We start from the raw sequence: 26,401 nt of genomic DNA on the forward strand, positions 1-26,401 counted from the left end.
CCGTACCTAGGATGAGCCCATGTCACTCCCGCACGCGATCCTCACCGCCCTGCTCGAAAAGCCGTCCTCGGGGCTGGAGCTGACCCGTCGCTTCGACAAGTCGATCGGCTACTTCTGGTCGGCGACGCATCAGCAGATCTATCGCGAGCTGGGAAAACTGGAGGCCGAGGGGTTCATCCGGACCCTGCCGTCTCAGCAGCCGGCCCGTGGGCAGAAGAAGAGCTACGAGGTCCTGCCCGCGGGCCGCGCCGAACTGGCCCGCTGGACCGGCGCCTCCCAGGACCCCAAGCCGCACCGCGACACGCTGCTGCTGCGGATGCGCGCCGCGGCCGTCGTGGGGACCGCGGGCATCGAGGCCGATCTGCGCCGCCATCTGGAGCTGCACCAGCGGCAGTTGGCCGAGTACGAGGAGATCGAGAAGCGCGACTTCCCGCCCGGCAGGGACAGCTCGCAGGACCGGCTGCGGCACCTGGTGCTGCGCGCGGGCATTGACCTGGAGACCTTCTGGATCCAGTGGCTCACAGGCGCGCTGGAGGAGTTCGCCGAACTGCCCGGTCCCGAAACGGCATGAGCCGAGGGCCGTGTGCGACGGCCGTCGGCTCGTGGCTGAGATGCCTCCTCAGAGCCGGTACGGCTTCGACTTGCGGCGCAGGTACAGGGCCGTGACCACGGCACCCGTGCCCACCAGCACACCGCCGCCCACCAGGGTCAGGGTGCCGTAGTCCCGCGAGCCACCGCCCACGCCGCCCATGACACCGCGCGACGGCGTGGCCGTGGCCGTGGCGGAGATCGTGCGCGTGGGGGAGGCGCCCGAGACCACGACCGACTGGGTGCCCGCGGTCGTGCCGTTGGAGCAGATGACGATGACGGTGTACGTGCCCGCGCGCACGCTCGACCAGGCCGCCGACTGCAGCGCGCTGGTCCCCGACAGGGAGACCTGACGCCCCTGCGAGAAGTTCGCCTGGCTGCTGGTGAGCAGTGAGGCGGTGCCCCAACTGCCGTTGACGTTCGTGCACGACTTGGTCGTGACGGAGACCGTGGACCCGGTGGTGCTCACGGAGATCCCCGACTGCGCGGCGGCCGGGACGGCGGCCGCGAAGAGGGGGAGAGCGGAGGCGGCTGCCACGGTCAGGCCCGAGCGGAGGAAGAGCGATGAGTTGCGCATGTGGATGCCCTCCGGCGGCACGGTCGGCGGTACGTCCGTTGCGCCGCCGAGGGTCGGGTTCGCCCGTGCTGCCTCAGGGGAAGCCAACGCGCCCCGGGGCCGGCCCGCATGCGGGCCGGCCCCGGACAGGTGACTCGCTGCTGCACCCGGGGGACATCGGACCCCATGTCAGCCCTGCTCGCCGGTGGTCACCGTCTCCTCCGCCGAGAAGCCGCCCCAGGTGCCGTCCGGCAGCCGGCCCCGGATCCGTACCCGGTGGCTCACGCCGCTCTCGGGGCCCAGGTAGAAGCTGTACGTGGCCCGCTCGCGCGGCGGGCTCGCGCCGTACACCAGCGAGGTCGCCGCACGGCCGTCGAGCTGGATCTGGTACTCGGTGACGACACCGTCGGCGCGTGGCGGCACCCAGCTCAGGTCGAGGTGGTAGGCCCCGTCCGCGCGATGGGTCGTGGCCCGGAAGCCGGTGGGTGCGGTGCCGCGTCCGTCGTCGGTGCCCGGGGTGGCGATGCGGACGGCCGCCGTGGGCGGGGAGAGGTTGTCGGCGGCGTCGCGCGCCCGGACGGTGAACGAGTAACGGGTGCCCGGCCTCAGCCCGGTGACCACGGTCGCCGTCTGGTTCCCGCCCACACTGTGGATCTTTGTGTCGCCCTGATAGATGTCGTACGACACCACATCCCGGTCGTCCGCCGCGGTCGCCCACGAGAGCTGGACCGCCCTGCTGCCGACCGCCCGGCCGGTGGCCTGCCCCGGTCGTGCCGGGGCCTTGTCGTCGGCGGCCACGGCCGCCGGAGTGGTCGCCCGGACCACCTTGCTGGGCGGGCCGAGACGCCCGTCCGTGTCACGGGCCCGCACGCTGAAGGCATAGGTGGTGGACGGCTCGAGCATGGTGACATCCACCATGTGTTCCGAGCCCGCCACCTCCTTGACCTTTGTGGGGCCGCGATACACCTCATAGCCCCGGATGCCGCGTTCGGCCGAGACCGCGTTCCACATGACATGCACGCTGGTCGCGCTTCCCGCGTCGGCCGTGACACCCGTGGGCGCCGCGGGCAATGGTCCGCCACCGTCGCCGTCCGCCCCGACCCACGCACAGGAGGAGAGCAGCGCCAGCATCGCGCAGACGGCGGAAGCGAGAACGAGAACGCGTCGCACGACTCTGCCTCCCGGGGGGCGGCCTCACGGCAATGGTCCGGACCAATATGACGCGCTGACGCGACCACATCAAGAGGGCGGTCGCCGGTGAGCCCGCCGGTCGCCGATGTCTCGTCGGGCGTTGGTGATGCGCCCGGCGGATTACGTATGCTGAAGCTCCTCGCGGCCGAACTCTCCTTGGGGGATGGGGAGTTCGTGCCGCCCGGCGCGGGCCGCTGTCGTCGCTGATCCGGCGCCGGACGCGGGTGGCCGGCGGGTCGGGGTCCGGTGCGGGCTCAGGCCCCCGGCGCCTGGCGGAGAGTTAAGGGGGCCGGTGTCGTGTCGCCGGGTTTGCGCCATTTGCACCTCTCGAGTGGCAGCATGATCCAAACGCCGGTATATGGGGCCGGGCGTTCGTCGCCGCCCAGTTGTGTGTCCGCCGGCGCCCCCGGCGAGAGGGTTCCTCATCGTGCGCTTCCAGTCGCTGACGCTGGCCGCGGCAGGCGCCGCTCTGCTCGCCCCCACCCTGCCGCCCCCCGATCCGCTCGACGTCCAGGACGGACCCGAGGTGCACCGCGAGGCCGACGTCGGCGCCGCCGACCTGCTGTCCAAGGTCCGTGACTGCACCCCCGTGTCCCGCGGGCACTATCGCAGCGACGGCGGCGCGCCCGCGACGATCCCGGTCTGCGGGGCGGACGATGTCGTGTTCTGGAAGGCCGACATGGACATCGACTGCGACGGGCAGCCCACCGACCACTGCAACGCCCGCACGGATCCCTACTTTTCCGAAGCGACGGCCTTCCGGCAGTCCGACGGCCGGTACCTGAGCGCCGAACATCTGCCGTACATCGTCGTGCCCACCCCGAGCGAGATCTGGGACTACGCCGCCCACGGCATCCGTGGCGGCTCCGTCGCGGCCGTCGTGTACCGGGACCGGGTGCAGTACGCGGTCGTCGGCGACGTCGGTCCGCACGACATCATCGGCGAGGCGTCGTACGCCGCCGCCGAGGCGCTCGGCATCCCACCCGACCCGCAGACCGGCGGCACCGCATCCGGCGTCACCTACATCGTCTTCAAGGACACCCGGGTGACGCCGATCGAGGACGCCGCGGCCGCCGTGGCGGCCGGGGAGCAGATGGCGAGGGAGTTCGTGCGAGGTGGATGAGGCGCATGCGCGCTGCTTTGTGGCGAGGCGTCAGACCGCCGCCCAGCCGTCGTCGACCGGCAGGATCGCGCCGTTGATGTTGCTCGCCGCGTCCGAGGCGAGGAACACGATCGCGGCGGCCTGCTCCCCGGCCCGGGCCGGCTTGCCGATGTTGACGAAGTGCGGGCCGAGCGCCGCCGGTCCGTGCGAGTCCTGCGCGGCGTCCACCACGATGCCGGTCTGCGTGCCGCCGGGAGCCATCGCGTTCGCGCGGATGCCCTGCTTGCGGTACATCACCGCGAGGGACTTGGTCAGCCCCACCACCCCGTGCTTCGACGCCGTGTACGCCGCACCCGCCGCGCTGCCGCGCTGCCGCGCAGACCGGCCTCGGACGCCGTGCTCACGATCGCCCCCCTGCCCGCCTTCAGCATGTGCGGCAGCACCGCGCGGGTGAGCAGGAAGGGGGGCGGTGAGATTGACCCGGATGACCCGCTCCCACTCGGCGTCGGTGACGTCCGCCAGTGCCGACATGCGGTCCATGATCCCCGCGTTGTCGACCAGGACGTCCACGCCGCCGAAGCGCTCGACGCTGGTCTCGACGACGCGGTCGACGACGGCCTGCTCGCTCAGGTCGCCCACCACCGCGACCGCAACGCCGCCCGCCTCCTCGATCTGCTCGACGACCTCCTTCGCGCCCTCGGCGTTGAGGTCCGCCGCCACCACTGTGACGCCCTGCCCGGCGAAGGCCAGGGCGGCCGCGCGCCCGATGCCCGAGCCCGCTCCGGTGACGATGACGCTGCGTCCGTCCGGTCCGGTGGCCATGTGGTGCTCCCATCCATGAGTCAGCGGGGCGGGGTGAGATCGCGCGCGCCGCGGTGGACCTGTTCGTCACCCAGGGCGTGGCGGCGACGACGGGTGAGCAGATCGGGGCGGCGGTCGGCGTCTCCGCGCGGACCGTGTGGCGCTACTTCCCGAGCAAGGAGAGCTGCGTACGGCCGCTGTGCTCGGCCGGGATCGACATGATCGCCGACTGCCTGCGGCGGTGGCGCCCCGGGCAGCCGCTGGAGCACCTCCTCGACCGGGGACTCGCGGACGAGAGCCCCGCCCTCGCCGGACCCGACCGCGTGACCGTCGGCGCGCTGGTACGACTGACCCGCACCGAGCCCGGACTGCGCGCGATCTGGCTCCAGACCTACGACGAGGCCGAACCGGCGTTCGCTCGCACCCTCGCCGAACGCGCCGGCCTCCCCGCCGACGACCTGCGCCCGACGATCCAGGCGGCGACCTTGAACGCGGCCCTGCGCGCGGCGGTCGAGCACTATGCGTGGCACACCGTCGACACCCAACCCGACCGGGAGACGGCACAGGCGGAACTGACGGCGGCACTGCGTCTGGCGCTGGGTGTGGTGGCGGAGGGGGGCGCGTAGAAGACCGGCGCCGGGCGATATGTGGCGGGCACACATGTGCCGCCGAGCCAGCCGACCGCAAGGGCGACGCCCGCTTCACACCTTCCGGTATGTGTACGCCTCCGAGGCCGCGGCCTCCACCGCCGCCAGATCGGCGCCGGTGGCCGCGGTGACCACCGCCGCCACCGCGCCCTCGACGAACGGCGCGTCCACCAGGCGTGTGCTGTCCGGGAGTTCGTCGCCCTCGGCGAGCAGGGCCTTCACGGTGAGGACGGCGCTGCCCAGGTCGGTGAGCACCGCGACCCCGGCGCCGCGGTCCACCGAAGCGGCCGCCGCCGCGATCAGTTCGGCGCTGGTGCCGAGTTCGCCGCCCTCGGTACCGCCCGCCGGGGCCACCGGCACCGCAGTGGTGCCGCCAGCGAGCCCCCGCGCCAACTCGGCCACCGACGCCGCCACCTGAGCGCTGTGCGAGACCAGCACGATGCCGACGAGCCCCTCGCCCTTGTCGTCACTCACCGGCCGCCTCCGTCAGTGCCGCGATCAGCAGCGCCGAGGACGTGGCACCGGGGTCCTGATGCCCGATGCTGCGCTCCCCGAGATAACTCGCCCGCCCCTTGCGGGCCTGCAACGGCGTCGTCGCCAGGGCACCCTCCTCCGCGGCGGCCCGCGCCGCGACGAAGCCGTCGCCGAGCGCGTCCACCGCCGGCACCAGCGCGTCGATCATGGTCTTGTCACCCGGCGCCGCGCCGCCGAGCGTCATGACCGCGTCCACCCCGGCCCGCAGTGCCTTGGCGAACTCGTCCTCGCTGACCTCACCGGCGTCCCCGAGGGCCTTGCCGGTACGGCGCAGCAGCGTCCCGTACAGCGGCCCCGACGCCCCGCCGACCGTCGAGATGAGCTGCCGTCCGGCGAGGATCAGGATCGCACCCGGCGTGGCCGGTGCCTCCTTCTCCAGCTCCGCCGTCACGGCGGTGAACCCGCGCTGCAGATTGCTGCCGTGGTCGGCGTCGCCGATGGGCGAGTCGAGAGCGGTGAGCCGTTCCGCCTCACGGTCCACGGAGGCGGCGGTGGCCGTCATCCAACGGCGGAAGAATTCGGCGTCGAGCACTGGATCTCCTTGCATGACAGGTGCGTTGCGGTCGTCCGGCTCCCGATCACATACCCCACCGCAGCCCCGGCGTGTTCACCGGCGCCTCCCACAGCCGCAGCAGCTCCTCGTCGACCTGGCACAGGGTGACCGAGGCGCCGGCCATGTCGAGCGAGGTGACGTAGTTGCCGACCAGGGTGTGGGCGACGGTGACACCGCGTTCGGTGAGCACCCGCTGGACCTCGGCGTTGAAGCCGTACAGCTCCAACAGCGGTGTCCCGCCCATGCCGTTGACCAGGACGAGGACGGGGTTGCGCGGCGTCATGTCGTCCAGGACGGCGCCCACCGCGAAGTCGGCGATCTCACCCGACGTCATCATCGCCCGCCGCTCCCGGCCGGGCTCGCCGTGGATGCCGATGCCCAACTCCAGCTCGCCGGGCGGCAGATCGAAGGTGGGGCTGCCCTTGGCGGGCGTGGTGCAGGCGCTGAGGGCGACGCCGAAGCTGCGGGAGCTGTCGTTGACCTGCCGCCCGATCGCCTCCACCCGCTCCAGCGGCTGCCCCTCGTCCGCGGCGGCGCCGGCGATCTTCTCCACGAACAGCGTCGCGCCCGTGCCGCGCCGTCCGGCCGTGTAGAGGCTGTCGGTCACCGCCACGTCGTCGTTGACGAGCACCTTCGCGACCTGGATGCCCTCGTCCTCGGCGAGTTCGGCGGCCATGTCGAAGTTGAGGACGTCGCCCGTGTAGTTCTTCACGATGAACAGCACACCGGCCCCGCTGTCCACGGCCGCCGCGGCACGCACCATCTGGTCGGGCACCGGCGAGGTGAACACCTCGCCCGGACAGGCCGCCGACAGCATCCCCGGACCCACGAAGCCCCCGTGCAGCGGCTCGTGCCCCGACCCGCCGCCGGAGACCAGGCCGACCTTCCCCGCCACGGGTGCGTCCCGCCGTACGATCACCCGCTTGTCCACGTCCACGACCAGCTCGGGGTGGGCGGCGGCCATTCCGCGCAGGGCGTCCGCGACCACGGATTCCGCGACGTTGATCAGCATCTTCATTGATACCTCCTGGTGAGACTGGCAGCTAGGTCGCTTCCTGCGTTTAACCAGGTCGGAGCAGGTCGGGCCAGCTGTCGATCTTGGCGGTTCGTAGCGGTCGGGGGGCGGGTTCCGGCGGTACTGATGCTGACTTAATACTGACTTTGGTGACGGGTCGTCAGGTGCCTGTGGTCGTGCCGTGTGTCGTGGCCGGAGCCCTGGTGTCGGCAGTATCGCCCTTACAGCAGTGAAGGTCACGTGCGCAGGCGTACCGGCGCGTGCCTTCCTCCAGAGCCCCGACCTCCGGCGGGTGCCAGTTGAGGGTCCACCGTCGGTTGTTCTGGCGGAACCGACGTATGCGTACTGGCCGTTCACCTGGATGGTGGCCTTGCGGGTGGTGCTGCCGCCGCTCGCGTAGGTGATGTCCACCAGCTCGGTGCCCGCGGACGAAGCCGTGACCCGGTGAAGGTCGGGGTGGCGGCGGTGGTGGTGTCCTCGTACAGGTTGCGGGTGTCTTCCGCGGCCTTGACGAGGCTGGGGAGGGAACTGAGGAACTCGCCTTGCACCCGCTGCTGTTCGGTATGTCAGACGGTGGTCGGTTGATCGGGTCGCGCGTCCGTATGACGGCTCCGTACCGTCTGCGGTACCTCTCCATCCGGGCTCGGCCCGCTGGAGGGCAGGCCGGGAATCGGGCTCCTGGGTCAGGGCAGACGCGGATCGACGTGGATCTTCGGGCCGGGTCCGGCGTTCGGTGGACGCCGGCCGGCCAGGACGGCGCCGACTTGGCCGAGGCCGACGGTGGCGGCGACCAGTGGTCTAGGGTCGACGGTTCTGTCGGCGTAGGCGCGGATGGTGGCGTCCAGGCCGGGGGAGGCGGACAGGATGCCGACGGCGGTCACGTCCTTCAACGCCAGGGTGCGGGTGTCGATCCGGCTCGGCTCGCCCGCCAGCCCGATGAAGACGACCCGGCCGCCGGGCTCGACCAGGTCGAGGGCGGCGGCGGGCAGGTGGACGGCGTTCGAGGCGTCCACGACGGCGTCGAAGGACAGGTCGGGAACGTGGTTCTCCCGCCAGACGTGCTCGAAGCCGAGGCTGCGGGCGAACGCGAGGGATTCGTCGGTCTGTCCCATCAGGTGCACCTCGGCACCGGTGGTGCGGGCGAACATCGCGACCAGCAGGCCGATCGTCCCCGGCCCGAGGACCAGGGCGCGGTCCCCGGGCTTGAGGTCGGCGGCCTGCGCGGCGCGCAGGGCATTGCCGCCGGGCTCCACCAGGGCACCGAGGACGGCGTCGACGCTGTCGGGCAGGGCGTGCAGCGAGGAGACCGGCACGGCCAGACGTTCGGCCAGCGCACCGGGCCGATCCCCGCGGATGCCCACCTCCTGGCGCTTCTCGCACACGTGCTGGTGCCCCTTGCGGCAGCGTCGGCAGGTGCCGTCACCCAGCATGGTGTCGCCCATGACCCGCCGCCCGGTCCAGGCGGGGTCCACGCCGTGACCGACCGCGCTCACCCGTCCGGACCACTCATGGCCCGGACGCAAGGGGTAGGAGGCATGGCCGGTGTGGAGGTAGGCCATCTCGCCGGTGAAGAACTCGACGTCGGTTCCGCAGACGCCGACCCGTTCGACGTCGACCACCACCTCGCCGGGAGCCGCCACCGGTGAGGGCACCTGCTGAACCTCGTACGCGCCGGGTGCCGTCAGGACGAACGCGCGCATGTGTGCGTCGTTCACCGGGGTCCGAGCACGTTCTGCCGCTGGCGGCCCAGGTGCCGGATGCCCAGTTCCATGACGTCGCCCGGCTGCAGCCACAGCGGCGGGTCGAACCCCATGCCGACGCCGGGCGGGGTCCCGGTGTTGATCAGGTCGCCCGGTTCGAGGACGAGGAACTGGCTGAGGTGGTGAACGATGAAGTACGGATCGAAGATCATCGTCTTGGTGCTGCCGTTCTGGCGCCGGACACCGTTGACGTCCAGCCACATGTCCAGGGCGAGGACGTCGTCGATCTCGTCGGTGGTGGCGAGCCACGGACCGGCGGGGTTGAAGGTCTCGGCGGACTTGCCCTTGGCCCACTGCCCGCCGCGTTCCAATTGGAAGGCGCGTTCGCTGACGTCGTTGACGACCAGATAGCCGGCGATGGCGTCGCGGGCCTCGGCCACCGAGTCCAGGTAGCTGGTGCGCCTGCCGATGACGATGCCCAGCTCCACCTCCCAGTCCGGCTTGGTGGAGCCGCGGGGGATGCGTACGTCGTCGTTCGGGCCGACGAGCGTGTTGGGTGACTTGGTGAACAGGATCGGCTCGTCGGGCACCGCCATCCCGCTCTCGGCCGCATGGTCACGGTAGTTCAGGCCGATGCACAGGATCTGGTGCGGCCGGGCGATCGGTGCGCCGATCCGCTCCCCGGCGAAGCGGGACACCTGACCGGCGGCGGCGCGCTCGGCCACGACGGGACGGACACGGTCGATGCCGCCGGAGCCGAAGAAGGCTTCGTCGAAGTCGGTGACGACATCCGACAGGTCGATGTAGGTGTCGTCATCGATACGGGCGACAGGCTTCTCGGCGCCCGGCGCGCCGATGCGCATGAGGTACACGGGACGGTTCTCCAGGGTGAGTCGGTGACGACAGGTCAGGTGGCGCGTGAGGGCGGCCGGAATGTATCCGCTGTGGCGGAGTTCGCGGGGGTCATGGGCGAGCCGTTCCCAGGACGCCGAGCAGACCTCTGATCTCCTCGACGGCGTCCGTCAGGGCAGGTAGCGGGGTGCGGTAGGCCACTGCGCTCACGCTGATCGCGCCCGTGGGAGCGGCGGGTGAGCCCGCGTAGACGGGCAGCGCGACGCAGCTGACCCCCGTTTCGTTCTCCTGGTCGTCGACGGCGTAGCCGCGTTCCCGGATGAGCTCGAACTCCTGGTGCAGCTCTTCCGCGGTGCACCTGGTCCGTGCCGTCCGGCGCTGGAGCGGATCGGCGCCGACCCAGTCCCGGACCGCCTCCAGAGTGGGCAGCCGGTACGAGAGCAGCAGTTTGCCGACGGCGGTGCAGTGTGCCGGGTTGCGTCCGCCCACCGTGGAGGTGAGCCGCACCGCGCCACTGGGCGGGTCCACCTTGGCCCGGTAGACCACCTCGTGGCCGTCGAGTACGGCGTAGTGCGCGGTCTCGCCGAACCGGGTGGCCAGAGTGTCCAGCAGCGGACTGATGCGCACGTGTTCCGGGCGGGCCGCGTGGTGGGCGAAGGCCATGCGGAGGAACTCGTCGCCCAGCACATAGTGACCGCGCCCGTCCTGGTCGGCGAGACCGGCGCGGCGCAGGGAGCCCAACGCCCGGTGCACCGTCGGCTTCGGCGCGCCGATCGCCCGTGTCATCTCCTCCAGTCCGACGCCGTCGGGGTGACGGGCGAGTTCCTTGAGTACGGCCAGCACCCGGTCGGACCCCACCAGGCGGTGGGCGTCGCCGCGTTCGGCGTTCTTCTCGTCCGCGGGGTCTGTTGATGCGTCGTACGTCTGCGTATGCTCCATCCTGTTCCAGACTGTAGACCGTCGTACCGATTAATGAAATGAGCCGTCTGTGAAGCTCCGCAGCGCACAGTGGTACGCGGGTCAGGACCGCAACGCCTACATCCACCGGGCCTGGATGCGCCGAGGCGTGCCGGGCGACGCGTTCACGGGCCGTCCGCAGATCGCCATCGCCAACACCGCCTCCGATCTGACGCCGTGCAACGCACACCTGACCGAGGTGGCCGCCTCGGTCCGCAACGGTGTGTACGAGGCGGGCGGCATCCCGCTGGAACTTCCCGTGATCTCCCTGGGCGAGACCCAGATGCGCCCCACCGCCATGCTCTGGCGCAACATGGCGGCCATGGCCACGGAGGAGATGCTGCGGGCCAACCCCATCGACGGCGTCGTCCTGCTCGGCGGCTGTGACAAGACCATCCCCTCGCTGCTGATGGCCGCCGCCTCCGTCGACCTGCCCGCCGTCGTCGTCCCCGGCGGCCCCATGCTGACCGGCACGTTCCGGGGCGCGCCGCTGGGCTGCGGCACCGACGTGTGGCGGCTGTCGGAGGAGGTCAGGGCCGGCACGCTGTCGAACGAGGAGTTCACCCGCTCCGAGTCCGCGATGATCCGCAGCCGCGGGCACTGCAACACCATGGGAACCGCGTCCACGATGGCCATCGTCGCCGAGGCGCTCGGCACCACCGTGCCCGGCACCGCCGGCACCCCGGCCCCCGACAGCCGCCTGCTGGAGGCCGCGCACGGCACCGGACGCCTCGCGGTGGACATGGTGTCCGCCGACCGCAGGCCCGGCACCTTCCTGACCAAGGCCTCCTTCCACAACGCCATCGTGGCGCTCGCGGCCGTCGGCGGCTCCACCAACGCCGTCGTCCACCTCCTCGCGATCGCCGGCCGCCTCGGCATCGACCTGACCCTGGACGACTTCGACCGCATCGGCTCCCGGGTGCCGGTCCTGGTGGACCTGCTGCCGGCCGGACGGTTCCTCATGGACGACTTCCACCGGGCCGGCGGGCTGCCCGCCGTCCTGCGCGAGGTCCGCGATCTGCTCGACCCCGAGGCGCTGACCGTCACCGGGGCCCCGCTGGTGGACCATCTCGACGACGCGCCGATCTGGGACCCCGAGGTGATCCGCACCAGGCAGAAGCCGCTGGTGGCGGAGGGCGGCATCGCCGTCCTGCGCGGCAGCCTCGCCCCCCGGGGCGCCCTGATCAAGCCGGCGGCGGCCTCGCCGCACCTGCTGCGCCACCGCGGCAGGGCGGTCGTCTTCGACAGCATCGAGGACTTCCACGCCCGCGTCGACGACCCGGACCTCGACATCGACGCCGACTGCGTCATGGTCCTGCGCGGCTGCGGCCCCAAGGGCTACCCGGGCATGCCGGAGGTTTCCAACATGCCCCTGCCCAGGAAACTGCTCGAACGAGGCGTGCGTGACATGGTCCGCGTCTGCGACGGCCGGATGAGCGGCACCGCCTACGGCACGGTCGTGCTGCACGTCGCCCCCGAGGCCGCCGCCGGAGGCCCCCTCGCCCTGGTGCGCACCGGGGACATCATCAGCCTGGACGTCGAGGCCCGCCGTATCGACGTCGAAGTCCCCGCCGACGAACTCGCCCGACGCATCCCCAACGAGGCGACCGTCGCCGGCTTCGCCGCCCCTCGCCGAGGCTGGGAACGGCTCTACGTCGACCATGTCCAGCAGGCCGACACCGGCGCCGACCTGGACTTCCTCACCGGATCCAGCGGGTCGGAGGTCAGCCGTGAGTCGCACTGACCGGCCCCGCGCCGTGAAGGCTCCGCACCCCGGCCACGCGCTCGCCGCCGCGCAAGGCCTGCCGCTGAAGTACTGGTCGACACCCGCCGCAACTTCCGCGGGATGCCGCCCACGCCCCCGTCAACCGGACCTGCGAACTCGGCATGACCAGAGCGCCGCCCCGGCCCCTCACCGCCACCTGCTCGATCTTCTCGACGAGGCGACACGTCCCCACGCCGTTTGAACGGCGCGCTCGCTTAATTCGGGCAATTCGGACTTTCGTCGGGCCCAAGCCTTGCACCCCGGCATGCGGGCCGGAAGATGGGGCAGTGCCGGACGTACTCGAAGACCCGCACCACCCCTCTTGGTCGGCCTGCGAAGTTGCGCTACCTGGAACCACGCCTCGGGCGTATCGAGATGGTGTGCTCCGCCGCACGGGTGGGGATGCCGGCCCCTGTGATCCACCTACCGGACCGGCTCATGCCTGGCTGGAGCGGACGGCGACCGCGCGATGAAGAGCGTCCCGGCACGCCTGGATGGCAGGGTGCGGGCTGCGGCCTTGGCGTACGACGGTGACGATGCGGCGCTTGTGCCGGCCGCGGGGGAGTTGCCGCAGGGCGACGGTCGGCGGCTGTCCGCTCCAGACAAGGCAGGGCAGGAAAGCCGCGGAGTGTTTCTGCTCGACGAGGCGCTGGTGGAACAGGAGGTCGGCGGTCTCGAACCGTACGTCGGACTCGAAGCCGACGTTGCGGCACAGGGTCATGGTCATGGCCGAGTGCCGGGCGGCTGTGCCCTCGGGTTCCATCACCCAGGGGTGGCCGGCGAGGGAGCGGAGCGCCGCCGTCGGGTCGTCGGAGTCGCCTGGTCATGGGGCTGAGGCAGCGCAAGGTGGAGGGGGTCGTCGAGCAGGTCTTCCTCCGGCAGCCTCGGCACCGAGGAGGTGCTGGAGTCCTTCACGGCCGACGCGGCGATCGTCACCTAGCCGAGCCACCTCGAAGTCACCCTCGCCCACAAGGGCTTCGCCTGGTACGACGTGGAGGTCGAAGGCCGCGCCGCGCACGGTTCGCGGCCCGATCTCGGCATCGACGCCATCGCCAAGGCCGGGCACTTCCTCGTGGCCCTGGAGGACCTGGGCCGACGCCTCGCCGAGGGTCCGGCCCACCCCCTCCTGGGGACCGGCACCGTCCATGCCTCCGTCATCCATGGCGGTGAGGAACCCTCGAAGTCGTGCAGGTCGGCGGCGATTACCTCCAGGCCCATCACGTCGCTGCTCAGCGTCACGTCGCAGGACGGCGCACCCCACGGCCCAGCCTGACGGGCAGTGCCGTACCGCGATGAAGAGCAGGCTCAGAAGGATCATCATCTCGCCCGGGCCGAACACGACCTCATCTCGGACCAGCAGCGAAGCGGCGGTGAGGAGGGCCGAGGCGAGGGAGGACGCTCGCTGCGCCGGAGCCTGCGTAGAGAACGACGTCGACGACGCCCGCGGCCAGGAGGAGGCCGACGGCGCAGCCCTCCGGGGGAAACAGTGTTCACGCCGATCACGGTAGGCGAGGCGGCGCACGGCCGGATCGGCCGTTCGGCCGAGGGGCCCGGCGAGAACGCTGACCTTATGGCCGAGGTGCGCGTGCGGGCCCGCGGGCGAGGGTGGTGTCGCATCCTCACCCACGGACAAGGACCTCAGGAGCACGCGATGCAGCGCAGCAAGTTCGCCGTCGGCGTCATAGGCGGCCTCGCCGCCGTGGTCGCACTCGGCGGCCTCGGCACTTACTTGTTCTCCGGCACCGAGTCGACCAGTCGCCTGGACGACTACAGCACCACATCGGTGGACGGCCACAAGGCGCTCGCGGCGAGCATCGTCGCGGGCCGCACCCAGAGCAAGTACCACCCGCTGCCCTGGGTGGGCAGCAAGGTCACCTCCGTCACCTGCCCGAGCGGCCTCAAGGCGGTGACCGGGGCCGCCATCACCTGCACCGGCACCAAGAGCGACGGCGAGAGCGTGCGCATACCCGTCCGTGTCACCAAGGCCGGCGCCCACAGCGTCACCTGGACATTCGAGCGCTGAGAAAGAGGCGACGACAGACCATGAGCACCGTCCTGGCCGGATACGGCCTGATCAAGAAGTACGGCTCCACCACCGCCCTGGCAGGCGTCGACGTGGAGGTCGGCGAGCGCGACTCGCTGGCGATCATGGGCCCGTCCGGGTCCGGCAAGTCCACCCTGCTGCACACCCTGGCCGGGATCATCCGCCCCGACGACGGCCAAGTCCTGTTGCGCGGCGAGCGAAGCGAGATGGGGGTCCCCCCGGCTCTGGATGACCACGGGCGACAGCGGCCAGCTCAAGACCCGGCAACTGCTCGCCCTGCTGGCGCTCTTCTACGGCGCGTTCCGGCTGCTGGGTCCCTGGGTCGTGGACCGGCTGGGCCGGATCGTGGGCCGCCGTGCCAAGCGCCCGGCCACGCTGCTGGCCGCCCGCCGCCTCAGCGACGACCCGCGCGGCGCCTGGCGCACCGTCAGCGGCCTGGTGCTCGCCGGGTTCGTGGCCGGATTCTTCTCCGTCAGCACGCTGGGCTCCGAAGGCCCGAGCCATGAGGGCCAGGTGGCGGTGATCACCGCGAACGCCGCCGACGCTCGGCACGCCGCCACCGAGGCCCGTACGGCACTGCGCGGGGCGGGCGTCACCGCGACCGTCGCCGTCACCAGCGAGGACGAATACGACAGCCTGCTGGGCGGTGTCAACGGCGTGATCGCCCATGTCTCCGGCGGGCAGGAGCGCATCGACACCGCCGTCACCGCCCTGACGCCCCTCGGGGCGGGCAGGTACCCGCTCACCCAGGACTATGTGACCGCCTCGGACGACACCGCCACCGCCCGCGTCACCACCGTCAGCACCGCGACCCTGGTGCTTGGGCTTCCTCGTCGCAGCCGCCTCCGCCGGCCTCACCGCCGCCGCAAACGTCCTCGACCGGCGCCGGACGTACGGCCTGCTGCGACTGGCCGGCACCCCGTTGCAGGTGCTGGACCGGGCCCGGATCCGCGAGACGGTCATCCCGCTGACCGTCCTGGCCGGCGGCACCACCGCGATGGGCGCCTTCGGTGCCATGCAGCTCAACAAGGCGGCCGGCACCACCATCAACACCTCCGGCGTCGTACAGCCGGCGCTCTGCCTGGCCGTCGGCGCGCTGGCCGGGAGCCGTCCGCTGCTGCGGAAGGTGACGGCAAGCCCGGCACAGACGGCGGACTGATGCTGTGCCGACGGCCCAGGCCCAGCGGCGGACACGGGCCCTACTGTGCCCCTCGTCCGAGCCGCCCTGCGCGACGATGACGGCGGGGAGGACGAGCCGCGCACCGGCGATGCCGCCGACGGTGGGGCGCTGCGTGCTCGGGATCCCTCGTGTCGCGAACCACGGGTTGCCGTGCTGCCCGGATGGACGCTCCCAGGCCGGTCCTCGGTCAGGCGACGGTGACGCTGTCGTCGAGGTAGACGTCCTGGACGGCGTGGAGCAGTTCGATGCCTTCCGTCGTGGGCCGCTGGAAGGCCTTGCGGCCGGTGATGAGGCCGGTGCCGCCCGCTCGCTTGTTGATCACCGCGGTCCGGACGGCCTGTGCGAGGTCGTCGGCTCCGGCCGAGGCTCCGCCGCTGTTGATGAGCCCGACGCGGCCCATGTAGCAGTTGGCCACCTGCCAGCGGGTGAGGTCGATCGGGTGGTCGGTGGCGAGCGTGCCGTACACGAGCGGGTCGGTCTTGCCGAAGCCCAGCGCGCGGTAACCGCCGTTGTTCTCCGGCTGTTTCTGCTTGACGATGTCGGCCTCGATCGTCACGCCGAGATGGTTGGCCTGACCGGTGAGGTCGGCCGCCACCGAGTAGTCCACGCCGTCCTTCTTGAACGCCGAGTTGCGCAGATAGCACCACAGCACGGTGAACATGCCCAACTCGTGCGCCCGCGCGAACACCTCGCTGACCTCCCGCAACTGGCGGTCGCCCTGCTCCGAGCCGAAGTAGACCGTGGCGCCGACGCCGGCCGCGCCGAGGTCGAAGCACTGCTGGACGTCGCCGAACAGGATCTGGTCGTAGTGGTTCGGATAGGTCAGCAGCTCGTTGTGGTTGAGCTTCACGATGAAGGGGATCTTGTGCGCGTAGCGCCGCGAGACGGCCCCGAGCACGCCGAGCGTGCTGGCGACGGCGTTGCAGCCGCCCTCGACGGCGAGTTCGACGATGTTCTTCGGGTCGAGGTAGCGGGGGTTCGGGGCGAACGCGGAGGCCGCGGAGTGCTCGATGCCCTGGTCGACCGGCAGGATCGACACGTATCCCGTTCCGGCCAGCCGGCCGTGGTCGAAGAGGGACTGAAGGTTGCGCAGCACCTGGGGCGAGCGGTCGGTCGCGGCCACGACCCGGTCGACGAAGTCATGACCCGGCAGCACCAGGTCCTCCCTGGGAATCCCCTGGACGGTGTGGGTCAGCAGGTCCTTCGCCTCGTCGCCCAGCAGGCCTTGGATGTCGGTCATCGCTCCGCCTCTCCTGTCTCGCGGCATCCCACCGTGGTCCGTACGGTCACGTCGGTTCACCGTCCACCATGCGATGCGCCCGTGATCGCTGGGCAGAGTCCATTCGGCCCTTCGCGGAGGTCGGTCGGCCCGCAGACTCCATAGGCCCTGCGGTGGAGCGGGGCGGCGCGCCGGCCGGCTCTTTCACCAGGGCCTTCGGGAGTCCGCCGTGGAACAGTGGGAGGGATGGGAGGGGAGTCGACGGTGCGCGGCGGGCGAAGGAGGGCGTGATGAGTCACCCGGTGCTGGCGGGTATCGACGGATCCGAGCGCAGCCTGGCCGCAGCCGACTGGGCCGCGCGGGAGGCGCTGCTGCGCGGCGTTCCGCTGCGTCTCGTGCACGCCGCGCCACGGCTGCCGGGCGATGTCGTCCCCGACGCGGCGGCGGAAACGCTGCACCAGGTGGGTGAGCGACTGCTGGAGCGGGCGATCGGCGAACTCGCTGCCTGCCACCCGGACCTGCAGGTGCGGGGCGAGCAGGTGGCCGGCCCTCCGGCCCCGGCACTTCTCACCGCGACACCCAGTGCCGGGGTGCTGGTGGTCGGGGCGCGGGGCTCGGGCGGCTTCGACGGCCTCGCGGTCGGCTCGGTGGCCTTCCGGACGGCGGCGGCAGCCGCCTGCCCTGTCGTGCTGGTGCCCGAACGGTCCTCCGCGGGCTTCGCGGACGCGACCCGGGCGGCGCGCGCCGTCGGCGAGGTCGTGGTGGGTTTCGACGCGCGTCGTCCGGTCGGTGAGGTGGTGGACTTCGCGTTCGCGGCCGCCGAGGCGCGCCGGGTGCCGCTGCGCGCGGTCCAGGCCTGGGCGCTTCCCGCCGAGGCGGTGTCTCCCCAGACGCTGTTCGTGACGGAGGAGGACCGCGCCACCTGGGAGGATCAGGAGGTCCTGCGGCTGTCCGACGCTCTGCGCACCTGGCGGGAGAAGTATCCGGACGTGACGACCCGTACCGACGTCGTCCTGCTCCACCCGGCCTTGGCCCTCCTGAACGCGTCCCGGGAAGCCGACCTGCTGGTCGTGGGCCGCCGCACCGACTCCCGCGCGGCCGAGGGCCGACTGGGGCCGGTGACGCGCGCCGTCCTGCACCACGCGCGCCGCCCGGTGGCGGTCGTACCGCACGCCGGCTGACCGTCGGGAGCGTCAGCCGTCAGCCGAAGAACACTCCGAACTCGTCGTACAGCGACGGATCCACCTGCTTGGTCTTCGCCCGGGTGTCGGCGAGGGGGATGCGGACGATGTCGGTGCCGTGCAGGGCCACCATGGTGCCGAAGTCGCCGTCCTTGACCGCGTCGACGGCGTGCAGCCCGAAGCGCGTGGCCAGCCAGCGGTCGAAGGGGCTCGGCGTGCCGCCGCGCTGGACGTGGCCGAGGACGGTGGTACGGGCGTCCGTGCCCGTGCGGGCCTGGATCTCCTGGGCGAGCCACTCGCCGATGCCCGAGAGCCGCACATGGCCGTACTCGTCCAGCGACTGGTCCTTGAGGATCATCTGCCCTTCTTTGGGGGTGGCCCCCTCGGCGGTGACGACGATCGGCGCGTAATGGATCTTGAAGCGGTTCTTCACCCACGCACAGACCTGCTCGATGTCGAACGGCCGCTCCGGGATGAGGATCACGTTGGCGCCGCCCGCGACGCCCGCGTGCAGGGCGATCCACCCCGAGTGCCGGCCCATCACCTCCACCACCAGGGTGCGCATGTGCGACTCGGCGGTGGTGTGGAGGCGGTCGATGGCATCCGTGGCGATGCCGACGGCCGTGTCGAAGCCGAAGGTGTAGTCGGTGCCGGCGACGTCGTTGTCGATGGTCTTCGGCACGCCGACCAGGTCGACCCCCTGACGGCTCAGCTCCGTGGCGACCCCGAGCGTGTCCTCGCCGCCGATCACGACGAGCGCGTCCACCTGGTGCGCGGCAAGCGTGTCCTGGATGCGCCGCACTCCGTCCTCGTGCTTCAACGGGTTGGTGCGGGAGGACCCGAGGATGGTTCCGCCGCGTGGCAGGATCCCGCGGACACTGGAGACGTCCAGCGGCACGACCTTGCCCTGGAGCGCACCGAGCCAGCCGTCCCGCAGGCCGGCGAACTCGAAGCCGTACTCCTGGACTCCCTTGCGGACGACGCTGCGGATCACGGCGTTGAGGCCGGGACAGTCGCCGCCACCGGTCAGCACTCCGATCTTCATGGCTCCTCCCTTCTCGGCGTGGAGGGACACTCGCAGAGCCAGGTGACTCTCCCTCCAGCATGAGCGCCGGGGAGCCGGTCGGCGAGCCGCCCCGGCCCCGCGGCCGAGGACCGTCGGCCCCGTGACGCGGCCCTGCGGGTGTCGGATCATGGAGAGCGGGGGCAGCGGAGGTGACGCCGATGTCCGACGCGACGACCACCGACCTGTACGAGGTCACGATGGCCCTGTCGTACCTGCGTGAGGACATGACCCGGCCGGCGACGTTCAGCCTGTTCGTCCGCGAGCTGCCGCCCGAGCGCGGCTTCCTGGTCGCGGCCGGTGTGGAGTCGGCCCTGAACCACCTGACCGGCTTCCGCGTCGGCCCCGAGGACGTCGCCGCCTTCGCCGCGGCGCTGCACCGGCCCGAGAAGGATCTTGCGCCGCTGCTCGGCCTGGAGTTCACCGGCGTGGTGCGGGCGGTGCCGGAGGGCCGGATCGTGCTGGCCGGCGAGCCGCTGCTGGAGGTGACCGCTGCGCTGCCGCAGGCGCAGCTCGTCGAGACGTATGTACTGAACCAGGTCAGTCACCAGACGGCGATCGCCTCCAAGGCCGCCCGATGCGTCCTCGCCGCGGCGGGGCATCCGGTCGTGGACTTCTCCCTGCGCCGCACCCATGGCACCCACGCCGGCTATCAGGCGGCCCGGCTGGGCGCGATGGTGGGTTTCGCCGGAACCAGCAATGTCGCCGCCGCGAGCGCGGAAGCGGTCCCGGCCGTCGGCACGATGGCCCACTCGTACGTGGAGGCGTTCGGCACCGAGGAGGAGGCGTTCCGTGCCTTCGCCCGGTGCCACCCCGGTCCGGTGACGTTCCTGGTGGACACCTACGACACGGAGGCGGGCGTGCGGGTCGCGGCGCGCGTGCTCGGTGACCTCGACCTCGCGGCCCGCGGGCCGGGCTCGGCGGTGCGGCTGGACAGCGGGGACCTCGGCGCCCTGGCCGCACGGGCGCGCCGGATCCTCGACGCCGCCGGGCTGCCGGACGTCCGCGTCATCGCCAGCGGCGGTCTCGACGAGTACGCCGTCGACGACCTGGTCCGCTCCGGGGCGCCGATCGACGTCTATGCCGTCGGCACCCGGGTCGGCGTCTCGGCCGACGCCCCCTTCCTGGACTCCGCCTACAAGCTGGTGGAGTACGCGGGCCGACCGGTGATGAAGCTTTCCTCGGCGAAGGTCACGGCCCCCGGTCGCAAGCAGGTGTTCCGCCGTCCCGGGTACGCGGATGTGATCGCACTGAGCGACGAGCCGCCGCCGGGTGGGGGAGAGCCGCTGCTGGAGACGGTGATGAGGGACGGCCGACGCGTCGGCGCGCGGTCCACCGTCACCGAGTGCGCCGCGCGGTTCGCCGCCGATCTCGAAGGGCTGCCGTCCGCCGCCCGCCGGATCAGGGCGCCCCTGGCACCCAGGGCGGCGTCCTCCGGACGGCTGACCGCGCTCGCCGAGCGGGTCCGGCGCCGTATCGAGACCGAGCAGAAGGCAGTGCCGGGATGAGGAGGAAGCGATGCCCCACACAGCGGAATGGAAGGTCCGCCTCTACCTCTTCGAGGACGAGGGGACCACGAAGGCCCGGGTGGTGCTGGACACCGGCGACACCTCGCTCACCGGTCATGGAACGGCGCACCGCAACCCCGCGGACGCCGAGGTGCCCGAGATCGGCGACGAGCTGGCGGCGGGCAGGGCCCTGCGCGACCTCGGGCAGCAGCTGGTCGATGCCGCCGCACGCGACATCGACGGCATGGGCGCCTCCGTGACGCGGCGGGAACCGCCCCAAGTCGCCGGCTGGCCCGTGTGACGGACGAGAGCGCCGCCTGCGTGGCGGCGCTGTCGTCGTCGTGGCTCACAGTGTCGCCGGCCGGCTCCGGGGCGCGTCGACCCGGCGCCCGATGTGCGTGGCGACCGAGACCACGCCGTCGGCGTTCCTGCACAGCCGTTCGATGATCGGGATCAGGCTGCTCGCCTCGACGGATCCGCCGAGCGTCACCTGCCCTTCGTGCACCGTGACCGTCACCTCCGAGGGTGTGAGACGCAGCGCCCGCCGCAGCACGTTCCGGGTGATCTCACCGCTGATGGCGCCGTCCGAGCGCAGGAAGATCCGCAGCAGGTCGCTGCGGCTGATGCTGCCTCGGAGCCGGTTCGCCTCGTCCACGACGGGCAGCCGTTTGACTCCCTGCGCTGCCATGAGGCGCGCCGCCTCGACCACACTCCACTACGGACGCGCGCAGACGGCGGGCGCCGACATCAGCTCCTCGGCCGTGACGCCGGTGGGCCTTGGCCCGGAATCGGTGCTGGTCGGCGACCGTACGCTGCTGCATGTCGCTCCGCCCTTCCCGTGGTGAGGGCCGGTTCACTGGCAAGGGCTGAGGACGACTGGAGCCGGAGGGGGCGGACCGAACGGCACGGAGGACCTGCTGGTGCGGGACACGATCCGCGGCGCCGAGTGGCGGGGCCCCGGCTCACCCGGTCTTGTGCCCCCACTGCGGCCCCACCAGGTCCCACTCCCGGCCCCACTGGTCGATGCGCCGCCGGTCGAGCCGCCACCGGGCGAGGGCCCCGGCGCCGATGACCGCGCCGGCCAGGCCGGCTGTGGCGGCCGTGCCCAGAACGCCTGCCTCGATGGCGGCCTCCGTGGGGCTCGGCGGCTCGGAGACCAGGGCGCCTCGGCCGTCCAGCCAGACGGCCACCTCGGCGCCGGCCTTCTGCCCCGTGTCCACCAGGGTCCTGTCGGTGTGTGCCGTGCCGTCGGGGTCGGTCCAGCCGATCTTCGCCAGGGCGCGCGTCGCACCGGCCGCACCGGCCGATGCGGGAACGTCGGCGAGGAGCACGGCCCGTGCGGAGTGCCGTTCGGCGCGCTGCCGGGTGAACGTCTCGTCGGCGGCCTGAGCCGTCATGAGCCCGACGACAGTGCCGCCCACCAGGATCACCGCCCAGACGGCCAGCACGATCCAGGCCTCGATGACGTCGTCACGCCGCCGCAGCGGGTTGCTGTGCCACCGCCACAACCGCTTCTTCGCGCATGTGCCGTCGCTCATGGGGTCCGCACCTCCTCGACGTTCTCGTTGTCCCGACCGTGGCAGTGCGCGCCCGTCGGCGGCATGGGCCGGTCAGGCGCACCCGGGGGACCGACCGGGTCCGACCCGGGCCCCGATCCGGGACGTTCGGCCCTGATCGGCCCGGTCCTGCCGCGTACGCATGGCCCGCAGGGGCCGTCACCAAGGACCATCGGCCCCTCACCCCGCAGCGGCCGTGCCGTCACGCTCGAAGACAGCACCGCTCCGGCCAGAGGGGAGGACGCCACGCGCAGCACATCGTTCGATGCCGCGGTCCTGGGGACCTGTGTCTCGGCCGCGGTCGCCGCGCCGTCGACCCACAACTCCCAGCCGTGGCGCTTCGGCCTGGACCCGCAGACGGTCACCTTCGAGGTGCGTGCCGCCCCGGGAGCGGGTCTGCGATACACGGACCCGGAGGGCCGGGCGCTGCACCTGTCGGTGGGCGCGTGCGTGCTCAACCTCCGTGTCGCGATGGCTCACTTCGGCTGGGACCCGGTGACCCGTCTGCTGCCCCGCCCCGAGGAACCGGACCTGCTCGCCGCCCTACGGCCGACCGAGCCCGTGCCCGGCCACCCGCGACCGGGTGAGAGCGAGCTGTACGAGGCCGTCTGGCGTCGGCACAGCAGCCGCTTCCCGTTCTCCGACCGGCCGGTCCTGCCCGGCTGCGCGTCGAACTCGCCGCGGCGGCCGCCGTCGAGGGCGCCTGGCTCCTCTTCCCCGCACACACAGACCGCACGCCTGCTCGCGCTCACCGCGGACGGCGAGCGGCGCACCGCCTGGACGCGGACCGCTGCACCGAGAGCCGCCGCTACGTGCGCCAGGATCCCTACATCGAGACCGGGACCGGCCTGCCACGGGAGGCGCTGGGCCCGCAGGACGCCACGGAACGGCTCCCCATGCGCGACTTCACCGGCCAGCGCCACCCCGACCGGCTCATCGCCCGCCCCTACGAGTCGGCTCCCGTCATAGCCGTGCTCACCACCGAGCACGACCGCCGCACCGACTGGCTGCGCGCCGGGCAGGCACTCGAACGCGTCCTGCTGGTGGCCACGGTCCACGGACTGCGCGCCTCCCTGCTGCACCAGGCGATGGAGTGGCCCGACCTGCGCGAGGCCGTGACCATGGGGCCGGGACACGCACACATGCTGATACGGCTCGGCTACGGCCCCGAGGGCCCCGGCACGCCGCGGCGCGCGGCGCGCACGGTACTCGACTCCCCGCAGCCGTGGTCGTGAGCGGGCAGCCGCTGGGTGCGTATCGAAAGTGCCTGGTGAGGATGACGGAGAGCCCATTGGTGATCCAGAATGATCGGATGGTCACGCTTGAGACTCCTCGTTTGATCCTGCGTCGCTGGCGCGAGGAGGACGTCGCGCCCATGGCTGCCATCAATGCCGCCCCTGAGGTCATGCGGTGGATCCGTGACGGCAGCGTCCGTGACGTACAACAGACCCGCGTCGGGGTCCAGGCGTGGGAGAGCGAGTGGGAGTCACAGGGCTTCGGCCTGTTCGCCGTGGAGATCCGGTCCACTGGCGAGCTGGCCGGGTTCACCGGCCTTTCGGTGCCCGACTTCCTGCCGGAGGTACTGCCGGCGGTTGAGGTCGGCTGGCGGCTGGGGCGTTCCCACTGGGGTCAGGGCCTGGCCACCGAGGCCGCCGCGGCCGCTGTACGGTTCGGGTTCGAAGAGCGGGGGCTGGAGCGGATCGTCAGCATCGCTCAAGTGGGCAACCACGCGTCGGAACGGATCATGACCAAACTGGGGATGTATCCGGTCCGTGAGACCGTGAATCCCACCTGCGGTCGGCGAGTACGGGTGTTCGAGTTGTCGTCGGAGAGCTATTACCGGTGACGGTTGGGGGGTCAGGGCCGCGGGACATCGAGCGGCAGATCTCGGTGGAAAACGGTCATAGCCTGGCCGGGGCCGTTGTAGTCGTCGACGATCCTCGTGTCGAAGCCGAGGCTGCGGTGGAAGGCGATCGAGCCGGTGTTCTCGACTGACGTGATCGCCTTCAACTTCCGTGCACCATGCCGTTCCGCTGCTTCGGCGAACGCCGTGTACAGACGACGTCCGAGACCGGCGCCACGGGCATCATCCCGCGTGGCGATCAGGTGCACGTACCCGCTGCCGTCCGGGGTGACGAACCCGAAGATGTACCCGCGGATTCCGTCCTCGGCCCGGGCGACCAAGCAGGTGGAACCGAACTCCTGCACCAGGGCGAGAAGGTGCAGCGATCGAAGGTCGCGTTCACCCCAGTAGCGGCAGTGATCAGTCAGGACCTGGTGGAAGTCGGTCACCGTGGCCGGTGCGATGTGTATCCCCATGATGACGATCATGACAGGCGCCCTCTGCTCCCCATACTCTCCCTAGGGGGCTTCAACCTTCCGTGACGGTCGCGGCCCCGCCGCCCTGACGAGCGCGGGCAGGTCGGGGTGGATCTCGAACACGCCCGCCAGACTGGTGATGCGCAGCAGGCGCAGGAAGCGCGGGCTGCGAGTGACCCGCCGCAGCCCGCCCTGCCGGGCCAGGACGCGGTTGCGGGTCCGGCACAGGACGTCGAGCCCGCTGCAGTCGATGAAGGTCACGGCCCGCAGATCCAGCACCAGATCGGGGCACTCGTCGGCCGTCAGCGCGTCCAGCCGGGCCATCAGGGCCGGCGCCGCGAGGAGATCGATCTCGCCGCGCGGTGCCGCCGCGGTCGTACCAGCGACGACACGCACCGAGAGGGGTGGGGTCCGGCTGGTGTGGGTCTCGGACATGGTCACAGCGAATCCCGTACGGCGGGCGGGCGGAAGGGCCGGTCGGCCCAGGCCGCCCGATCTCACGGGGCCGACCGGCCCTCGTGCCGCGCCCCGCGCCGTGCGGCCGGGCGATCGGGCCTGCCGGCCCAAGCGCGGGGACGCCCGAGGTGGGACAAGCTGGACCTGCGGGGCAATGCAGGCACCGGCTGCATTGCCCCGGAGCGGCAGAGGAGGGAAGGATCGTCATGAAGGGCTTCGTCTTCCACGGTCCCGGACAGTCCTCCTGGGAGGACGTCCCGGACCCCGGCCTCAAGGATCCCACGGACGCGATCGTGCGCGTCGACGCCGTCACCATCTGCGGCACCGATCTGCACATCCTCAAGGGCGATGTGCCCGAGGTGCACCCCGGCACGGTGCTGGGGCACGAGGCGGTCGGCGAGGTCGTGGAGACCGGCGCCGACGTGCGCACCGTACGGCCGGGGGACCGGGTCCTGGTCTCCTGCATCACCGCCTGCGGCCGCTGCTCGTACTGCCGCAGGGCGATGTACGGCCAGTGCCGGGGCGGTGGCGGCTGGATCCTCGGCCACCTGATCGACGGCACCCAGGCCGAGTACGTGCGCGTCCCGCACGCCGACCTCTCCGTCCACGCGCTGCCCGGCGGCCTGGACGGCAAGGACGCGGTCCTGCTGGCCGACATCTTCCCGACCGCCTACGAAGTGGGCGTGCTCAATGCGCGGGTGCGGCCCGGTGACACCGCCGTGGTCGTCGGGGCCGGTCCCATCGGGCTCGCCGCGATCGTGACGGCCCGGCTGTTCGGCCCCGAGAAGATCGTCGCCGTGGACCTGGCCACCGCCCGGCTGGAGGCCGCCCGGCACCTCGGCGCCGATGCCGTGGCCGACGCCCGCGAGGCTCCGGAGCAGTTGATCGCCGACCTCACCGACGGCCTGGGCGCCGACGCGGTCATCGAAGCCGTCGGAACCCCCGAGACCTTCGAGATGTGCACGCGCATGGTCCGGCCCGGCGGGCACGTCGCCAACGTCGGCGTGCACGGCGCCCCCGCGACCCTCCACCTCGAAGACCTGTGGATCAAGAACATCACCCTCACCACCGGCCTGGTCGACACCCACTCCACCCCGACCCTGCTGCGCATGGCGGCGGCCGGGCGGCTGCCCACCGCGGACCTGGTCACCCACGTCTTCCCGCTGGACCGGATGGAGGAGGCGTACGAAGTCTTCGGCCGGGCCGCCGACACCGGGGCCCTCAAGGTCGTGCTCGGCGGGGAGCCGCACGACATGGTCGCCGTCCGCGCGGGCTGACGAGAGGAAGTGACGGGCAGTGACCGAACAGGTCGGGCCGGGCGCGACCGAGGCGGAACCGGCGGACGACCGCCCAGCGAGCCCGCGTGAGTCTTTTGAGACAACTGCTCGACGAAGACGGCGAGGACGGCGCCTGCCGCCGGACGAGGCAGCCGTCAGTACGCCCTCGCCGACGTCGGCCGTCTGACGCTCGCCGAGTTCGACCACCTTGCGCAGGCGGCCGACCAAATGGCCAAGGATCCCTCCACCGGCCTCGACGACTAGGTGTTCTGTCCCGGGAGGTTGTGGACGGTGACAGGGCTCACGGCTGATCGATCTTGAAATGGGTGAGGGCCTT

The 26,401-nt window shown here is 71.8% G+C and carries 28 protein-coding genes and 4 pseudogenes; 14 read left to right on the forward strand and 18 right to left on the reverse strand.

All coding sequences use genetic code 11. From position 1 onward, the window contains the following. Positions 1-19: 19 nt before the first annotated feature. The gene (locus tag ACP4J3_RS45060) at positions 20-571 is read left to right on the forward strand and encodes a PadR family transcriptional regulator (RefSeq protein ID WP_426543062.1); all 552 of its coding nucleotides are present in this window, start codon (positions 20-22) and stop codon (positions 569-571) included. Between the two features lie 48 nt (positions 572-619). Here ACP4J3_RS45060 and ACP4J3_RS45065 read toward each other — a convergent pair whose 3' ends face one another. Together ACP4J3_RS45065 and ACP4J3_RS45070 are read right to left on the reverse strand one after the other, a co-directional pair. After that, positions 620-1,165 carry a hypothetical protein gene (locus ACP4J3_RS45065; RefSeq protein WP_426543064.1) on the reverse strand — a complete coding sequence of 182 codons (546 nt, stop codon included), beginning with the start codon at positions 1,163-1,165 and terminating at the stop codon, positions 620-622. A gap of 168 nt (positions 1,166-1,333) precedes the next feature. Continuing rightward, on the reverse strand, positions 1,334-2,314 hold the full coding sequence (locus ACP4J3_RS45070; protein ID WP_426543066.1) for a fibronectin type III domain-containing protein: 981 nt from the start codon (positions 2,312-2,314) through the stop codon (positions 1,334-1,336). Between the two features lie 448 nt (positions 2,315-2,762). On the opposite strand from ACP4J3_RS45070, the gene ACP4J3_RS45075 reads away from it, so the two are divergent. Further along, positions 2,763-3,458: a glycoside hydrolase family 75 protein gene (locus tag ACP4J3_RS45075; RefSeq protein WP_426543068.1), complete on the forward strand. Its 696-nt coding sequence runs from the start codon at positions 2,763-2,765 to the stop codon at positions 3,456-3,458. 30 nt (positions 3,459-3,488) lie between these two features. On the opposite strand, the gene ACP4J3_RS45080 is transcribed toward ACP4J3_RS45075, so the two are convergent. Then, complete coding sequence (locus ACP4J3_RS45080; protein ID WP_426543070.1) at positions 3,489-4,259, reverse strand: SDR family NAD(P)-dependent oxidoreductase; 771 nt, start codon at positions 4,257-4,259, stop codon at positions 3,489-3,491. A 53-nt stretch (positions 4,260-4,312) separates the two neighbouring features. Here ACP4J3_RS45080 and ACP4J3_RS45085 point away from each other — a divergent pair, with 53 nt between their 5' ends. Continuing rightward, complete coding sequence (locus tag ACP4J3_RS45085) at positions 4,313-4,864, forward strand: TetR/AcrR family transcriptional regulator (protein ID WP_426543072.1); 552 nt, start codon at positions 4,313-4,315, stop codon at positions 4,862-4,864. Positions 4,865-4,939: 75 nt separating this feature from the next. Here the strand turns inward: ACP4J3_RS45085 and ACP4J3_RS45090 are convergent, their stop codons facing one another. The 7 genes and pseudogenes from ACP4J3_RS45090 to ACP4J3_RS45120 all read right to left on the reverse strand — a co-directional run bounded on the left by ACP4J3_RS45090 (position 4,940) and on the right by ACP4J3_RS45120 (position 10,478). Then, a complete protein-coding gene (locus tag ACP4J3_RS45090; protein ID WP_426543074.1) occupies positions 4,940-5,359 on the reverse strand; it encodes a PTS-dependent dihydroxyacetone kinase phosphotransferase subunit DhaM in 420 nt (139 codons plus the stop codon). Further along, positions 5,352-5,951 carry a dihydroxyacetone kinase subunit DhaL gene (gene dhaL / locus ACP4J3_RS45095; RefSeq protein ID WP_426543076.1) on the reverse strand — a complete coding sequence of 200 codons (600 nt, stop codon included), beginning with the start codon at positions 5,949-5,951 and terminating at the stop codon, positions 5,352-5,354. Before dhaL ends, ACP4J3_RS45090 begins: the two co-directional genes overlap by 8 nt. A 46-nt stretch (positions 5,952-5,997) precedes the next feature. Continuing rightward, positions 5,998-6,990, reverse strand: coding sequence for a dihydroxyacetone kinase subunit DhaK (dhaK, locus tag ACP4J3_RS45100; RefSeq protein WP_426543077.1), 993 nt, complete (start codon positions 6,988-6,990; stop codon positions 5,998-6,000). A 321-nt stretch (positions 6,991-7,311) separates the two neighbouring features. Beyond that, positions 7,312-7,674, reverse strand: a pseudogene (locus ACP4J3_RS45105) (hypothetical protein); the annotation flags it as partial. Further along, positions 7,671-8,687 carry a zinc-dependent alcohol dehydrogenase gene (locus ACP4J3_RS45110; RefSeq protein WP_426543078.1) on the reverse strand — a complete coding sequence of 339 codons (1,017 nt, stop codon included), beginning with the start codon at positions 8,685-8,687 and terminating at the stop codon, positions 7,671-7,673. The gene ACP4J3_RS45110 and the pseudogene ACP4J3_RS45105, both read right to left, overlap by 4 nt. An 11-nt stretch (positions 8,688-8,698) precedes the next feature. After that, positions 8,699-9,559 carry a fumarylacetoacetate hydrolase family protein gene (locus tag ACP4J3_RS45115; protein WP_426543079.1) on the reverse strand — a complete coding sequence of 287 codons (861 nt, stop codon included), beginning with the start codon at positions 9,557-9,559 and terminating at the stop codon, positions 8,699-8,701. A gap of 91 nt (positions 9,560-9,650) precedes the next feature. After that, entirely contained in the window at positions 9,651-10,478 is an 828-nt protein-coding gene (locus ACP4J3_RS45120) for an IclR family transcriptional regulator (RefSeq protein WP_426543081.1), read from the reverse strand. A gap of 49 nt (positions 10,479-10,527) precedes the next feature. On the opposite strand from ACP4J3_RS45120, the gene ACP4J3_RS45125 reads away from it, so the two are divergent. Then, on the forward strand, positions 10,528-12,240 hold the full coding sequence (locus tag ACP4J3_RS45125) for an IlvD/Edd family dehydratase (protein WP_426543083.1): 1,713 nt from the start codon (positions 10,528-10,530) through the stop codon (positions 12,238-12,240). 457 nt (positions 12,241-12,697) lie between these two features. Here ACP4J3_RS45125 and ACP4J3_RS45130 read toward each other — a convergent pair whose 3' ends face one another. Further along, positions 12,698-13,024 carry a LysR substrate-binding domain-containing protein gene (locus ACP4J3_RS45130; protein WP_426543085.1) on the reverse strand — a complete coding sequence of 109 codons (327 nt, stop codon included), beginning with the start codon at positions 13,022-13,024 and terminating at the stop codon, positions 12,698-12,700. Positions 13,025-13,237: 213 nt separating this feature from the next. Here ACP4J3_RS45130 and ACP4J3_RS45135 point away from each other — a divergent pair. The 3 genes and pseudogenes from ACP4J3_RS45135 to ACP4J3_RS45145 all read left to right on the forward strand — a co-directional run. Further along, a pseudogene (locus ACP4J3_RS45135) lies at positions 13,238-13,534 on the forward strand (peptidase dimerization domain-containing protein); the annotation flags it as partial. A gap of 378 nt (positions 13,535-13,912) precedes the next feature. Continuing rightward, positions 13,913-14,284 (forward strand): DUF4333 domain-containing protein, encoded by a 372-nt coding sequence (locus tag ACP4J3_RS45140; protein ID WP_426543087.1) that lies wholly within the window; start codon positions 13,913-13,915, stop codon positions 14,282-14,284. Positions 14,285-14,304: 20 nt separating this feature from the next. Then, positions 14,305-14,505: pseudogene (locus ACP4J3_RS45145) on the forward strand (ATP-binding cassette domain-containing protein); the annotation flags it as partial. 90 nt (positions 14,506-14,595) lie between these two features. Here the strand turns inward: ACP4J3_RS45145 and ACP4J3_RS45150 are convergent. After that, the gene (locus ACP4J3_RS45150) at positions 14,596-15,051 is read right to left on the reverse strand and encodes a hypothetical protein (protein WP_426543113.1); all 456 of its coding nucleotides are present in this window, start codon (positions 15,049-15,051) and stop codon (positions 14,596-14,598) included. 74 nt (positions 15,052-15,125) lie between these two features. Between ACP4J3_RS45150 and ACP4J3_RS45155 the strand changes: the two genes are divergently transcribed. Continuing rightward, on the forward strand, positions 15,126-15,464 hold the full coding sequence (locus tag ACP4J3_RS45155) for a hypothetical protein (RefSeq protein WP_426543089.1): 339 nt from the start codon (positions 15,126-15,128) through the stop codon (positions 15,462-15,464). 208 nt (positions 15,465-15,672) lie between these two features. On the opposite strand, the gene ACP4J3_RS45160 is transcribed toward ACP4J3_RS45155, so the two are convergent. Then, positions 15,673-16,725, reverse strand: coding sequence for a class I fructose-bisphosphate aldolase (locus ACP4J3_RS45160; protein ID WP_426543091.1), 1,053 nt, complete (start codon positions 16,723-16,725; stop codon positions 15,673-15,675). Between the two features lie 269 nt (positions 16,726-16,994). Here ACP4J3_RS45160 and ACP4J3_RS45165 point away from each other — a divergent pair, with 269 nt between their 5' ends. Beyond that, complete coding sequence (locus ACP4J3_RS45165; RefSeq protein WP_426543093.1) at positions 16,995-17,885, forward strand: universal stress protein; 891 nt, start codon at positions 16,995-16,997, stop codon at positions 17,883-17,885. Between the two features lie 19 nt (positions 17,886-17,904). On the opposite strand, the gene ACP4J3_RS45170 is transcribed toward ACP4J3_RS45165, so the two are convergent. After that, positions 17,905-18,930, reverse strand: coding sequence for a 6-phosphofructokinase (locus ACP4J3_RS45170; protein ID WP_426543095.1), 1,026 nt, complete (start codon positions 18,928-18,930; stop codon positions 17,905-17,907). Between the two features lie 179 nt (positions 18,931-19,109). Here ACP4J3_RS45170 and ACP4J3_RS45175 point away from each other — a divergent pair, with 179 nt between their 5' ends. Together ACP4J3_RS45175 and ACP4J3_RS45180 are read left to right on the forward strand one after the other, a co-directional pair. Then, complete coding sequence (locus ACP4J3_RS45175; protein WP_426543097.1) at positions 19,110-20,456, forward strand: nicotinate phosphoribosyltransferase; 1,347 nt, start codon at positions 19,110-19,112, stop codon at positions 20,454-20,456. A gap of 10 nt (positions 20,457-20,466) precedes the next feature. Further along, positions 20,467-20,757: a DUF1876 domain-containing protein gene (locus ACP4J3_RS45180; protein ID WP_426543099.1), complete on the forward strand. Its 291-nt coding sequence runs from the start codon at positions 20,467-20,469 to the stop codon at positions 20,755-20,757. A gap of 45 nt (positions 20,758-20,802) precedes the next feature. Here the strand turns inward: ACP4J3_RS45180 and ACP4J3_RS45185 are convergent. Both ACP4J3_RS45185 and ACP4J3_RS45190 read right to left on the reverse strand, forming a co-directional pair. After that, a pseudogene (locus ACP4J3_RS45185) lies at positions 20,803-21,225 on the reverse strand (CBS domain-containing protein); the annotation flags it as partial. A 193-nt stretch (positions 21,226-21,418) separates the two neighbouring features. Continuing rightward, positions 21,419-21,994: an Rv1733c family protein gene (locus tag ACP4J3_RS45190; protein WP_426543101.1), complete on the reverse strand. Its 576-nt coding sequence runs from the start codon at positions 21,992-21,994 to the stop codon at positions 21,419-21,421. An 830-nt stretch (positions 21,995-22,824) separates the two neighbouring features. Between ACP4J3_RS45190 and ACP4J3_RS45195 the strand changes: the two genes are divergently transcribed. After that, on the forward strand, positions 22,825-23,247 hold the full coding sequence (locus tag ACP4J3_RS45195) for a hypothetical protein (protein WP_426543103.1): 423 nt from the start codon (positions 22,825-22,827) through the stop codon (positions 23,245-23,247). A gap of 77 nt (positions 23,248-23,324) precedes the next feature. Next, positions 23,325-23,858 carry a GNAT family N-acetyltransferase gene (locus ACP4J3_RS45200; protein ID WP_426543111.1) on the forward strand — a complete coding sequence of 178 codons (534 nt, stop codon included), beginning with the start codon at positions 23,325-23,327 and terminating at the stop codon, positions 23,856-23,858. Between the two features lie 11 nt (positions 23,859-23,869). On the opposite strand, the gene ACP4J3_RS45205 is transcribed toward ACP4J3_RS45200, so the two are convergent. Further along, a complete protein-coding gene (locus tag ACP4J3_RS45205; protein WP_426543105.1) occupies positions 23,870-24,343 on the reverse strand; it encodes an N-acetyltransferase family protein in 474 nt (157 codons plus the stop codon). A 30-nt stretch (positions 24,344-24,373) separates the two neighbouring features. Then, entirely contained in the window at positions 24,374-24,766 is a 393-nt protein-coding gene (locus ACP4J3_RS45210; protein ID WP_426543107.1) for an STAS domain-containing protein, read from the reverse strand. 227 nt (positions 24,767-24,993) lie between these two features. Here ACP4J3_RS45210 and ACP4J3_RS45215 point away from each other — a divergent pair, with 227 nt between their 5' ends. After that, complete coding sequence (locus ACP4J3_RS45215) at positions 24,994-26,064, forward strand: zinc-dependent alcohol dehydrogenase family protein (RefSeq protein WP_426543109.1); 1,071 nt, start codon at positions 24,994-24,996, stop codon at positions 26,062-26,064. The last annotated feature ends 337 nt before the right edge of the window (positions 26,065-26,401 follow it).

The sequence above is a fragment of the Streptomyces sp. UG1 genome (assembly GCF_049974585.1).
GTDB lineage: Bacteria > Actinomycetota > Actinomycetes > Streptomycetales > Streptomycetaceae > Streptomyces.

What these genes read in the sequence shown, in the direction of transcription:
- ACP4J3_RS45120 (WP_426543081.1), bottom strand. Translation starts at nt 10,478, where the DNA reads ATGGAGCATACGCAGACGTACGACGCATCAACAGACCCCGCGGACGAG.
- ACP4J3_RS45210 (WP_426543107.1), bottom strand. Translation starts at nt 24,766, where the DNA reads ATGTCCGAGACCCACACCAGCCGGACCCCACCCCTCTCGGTGCGTGTC.
- ACP4J3_RS45180 (WP_426543099.1), top strand. Translation starts at nt 20,467, where the DNA reads ATGCCCCACACAGCGGAATGGAAGGTCCGCCTCTACCTCTTCGAGGAC.
- ACP4J3_RS45080 (WP_426543070.1), bottom strand. Translation starts at nt 4,259, where the DNA reads ATGGCCACCGGACCGGACGGACGCAGCGTCATCGTCACCGGAGCGGGC.
- dhaK (WP_426543077.1), bottom strand. Translation starts at nt 6,990, where the DNA reads ATGAAGATGCTGATCAACGTCGCGGAATCCGTGGTCGCGGACGCCCTG.
- ACP4J3_RS45175 (WP_426543097.1), top strand. Translation starts at nt 19,110, where the DNA reads ATGTCCGACGCGACGACCACCGACCTGTACGAGGTCACGATGGCCCTG.
- ACP4J3_RS45200 (WP_426543111.1), top strand. Translation starts at nt 23,325, where the DNA reads ATGGTCACGCTTGAGACTCCTCGTTTGATCCTGCGTCGCTGGCGCGAG.
- ACP4J3_RS45205 (WP_426543105.1), bottom strand. Translation starts at nt 24,343, where the DNA reads ATGATCGTCATCATGGGGATACACATCGCACCGGCCACGGTGACCGAC.
- ACP4J3_RS45065 (WP_426543064.1), bottom strand. Translation starts at nt 1,165, where the DNA reads ATGCGCAACTCATCGCTCTTCCTCCGCTCGGGCCTGACCGTGGCAGCC.
- ACP4J3_RS45160 (WP_426543091.1), bottom strand. Translation starts at nt 16,725, where the DNA reads ATGACCGACATCCAAGGCCTGCTGGGCGACGAGGCGAAGGACCTGCTG.
- ACP4J3_RS45110 (WP_426543078.1), bottom strand. Translation starts at nt 8,687, where the DNA reads ATGCGCGCGTTCGTCCTGACGGCACCCGGCGCGTACGAGGTTCAGCAG.
- ACP4J3_RS45130 (WP_426543085.1), bottom strand. Translation starts at nt 13,024, where the DNA reads ATGGAACCCGAGGGCACAGCCGCCCGGCACTCGGCCATGACCATGACC.
- ACP4J3_RS45215 (WP_426543109.1), top strand. Translation starts at nt 24,994, where the DNA reads ATGAAGGGCTTCGTCTTCCACGGTCCCGGACAGTCCTCCTGGGAGGAC.
- ACP4J3_RS45060 (WP_426543062.1), top strand. Translation starts at nt 20, where the DNA reads ATGTCACTCCCGCACGCGATCCTCACCGCCCTGCTCGAAAAGCCGTCC.
- ACP4J3_RS45170 (WP_426543095.1), bottom strand. Translation starts at nt 18,930, where the DNA reads ATGAAGATCGGAGTGCTGACCGGTGGCGGCGACTGTCCCGGCCTCAAC.
- ACP4J3_RS45190 (WP_426543101.1), bottom strand. Translation starts at nt 21,994, where the DNA reads ATGAGCGACGGCACATGCGCGAAGAAGCGGTTGTGGCGGTGGCACAGC.
- ACP4J3_RS45140 (WP_426543087.1), top strand. Translation starts at nt 13,913, where the DNA reads ATGCAGCGCAGCAAGTTCGCCGTCGGCGTCATAGGCGGCCTCGCCGCC.
- ACP4J3_RS45165 (WP_426543093.1), top strand. Translation starts at nt 16,995, where the DNA reads ATGAGTCACCCGGTGCTGGCGGGTATCGACGGATCCGAGCGCAGCCTG.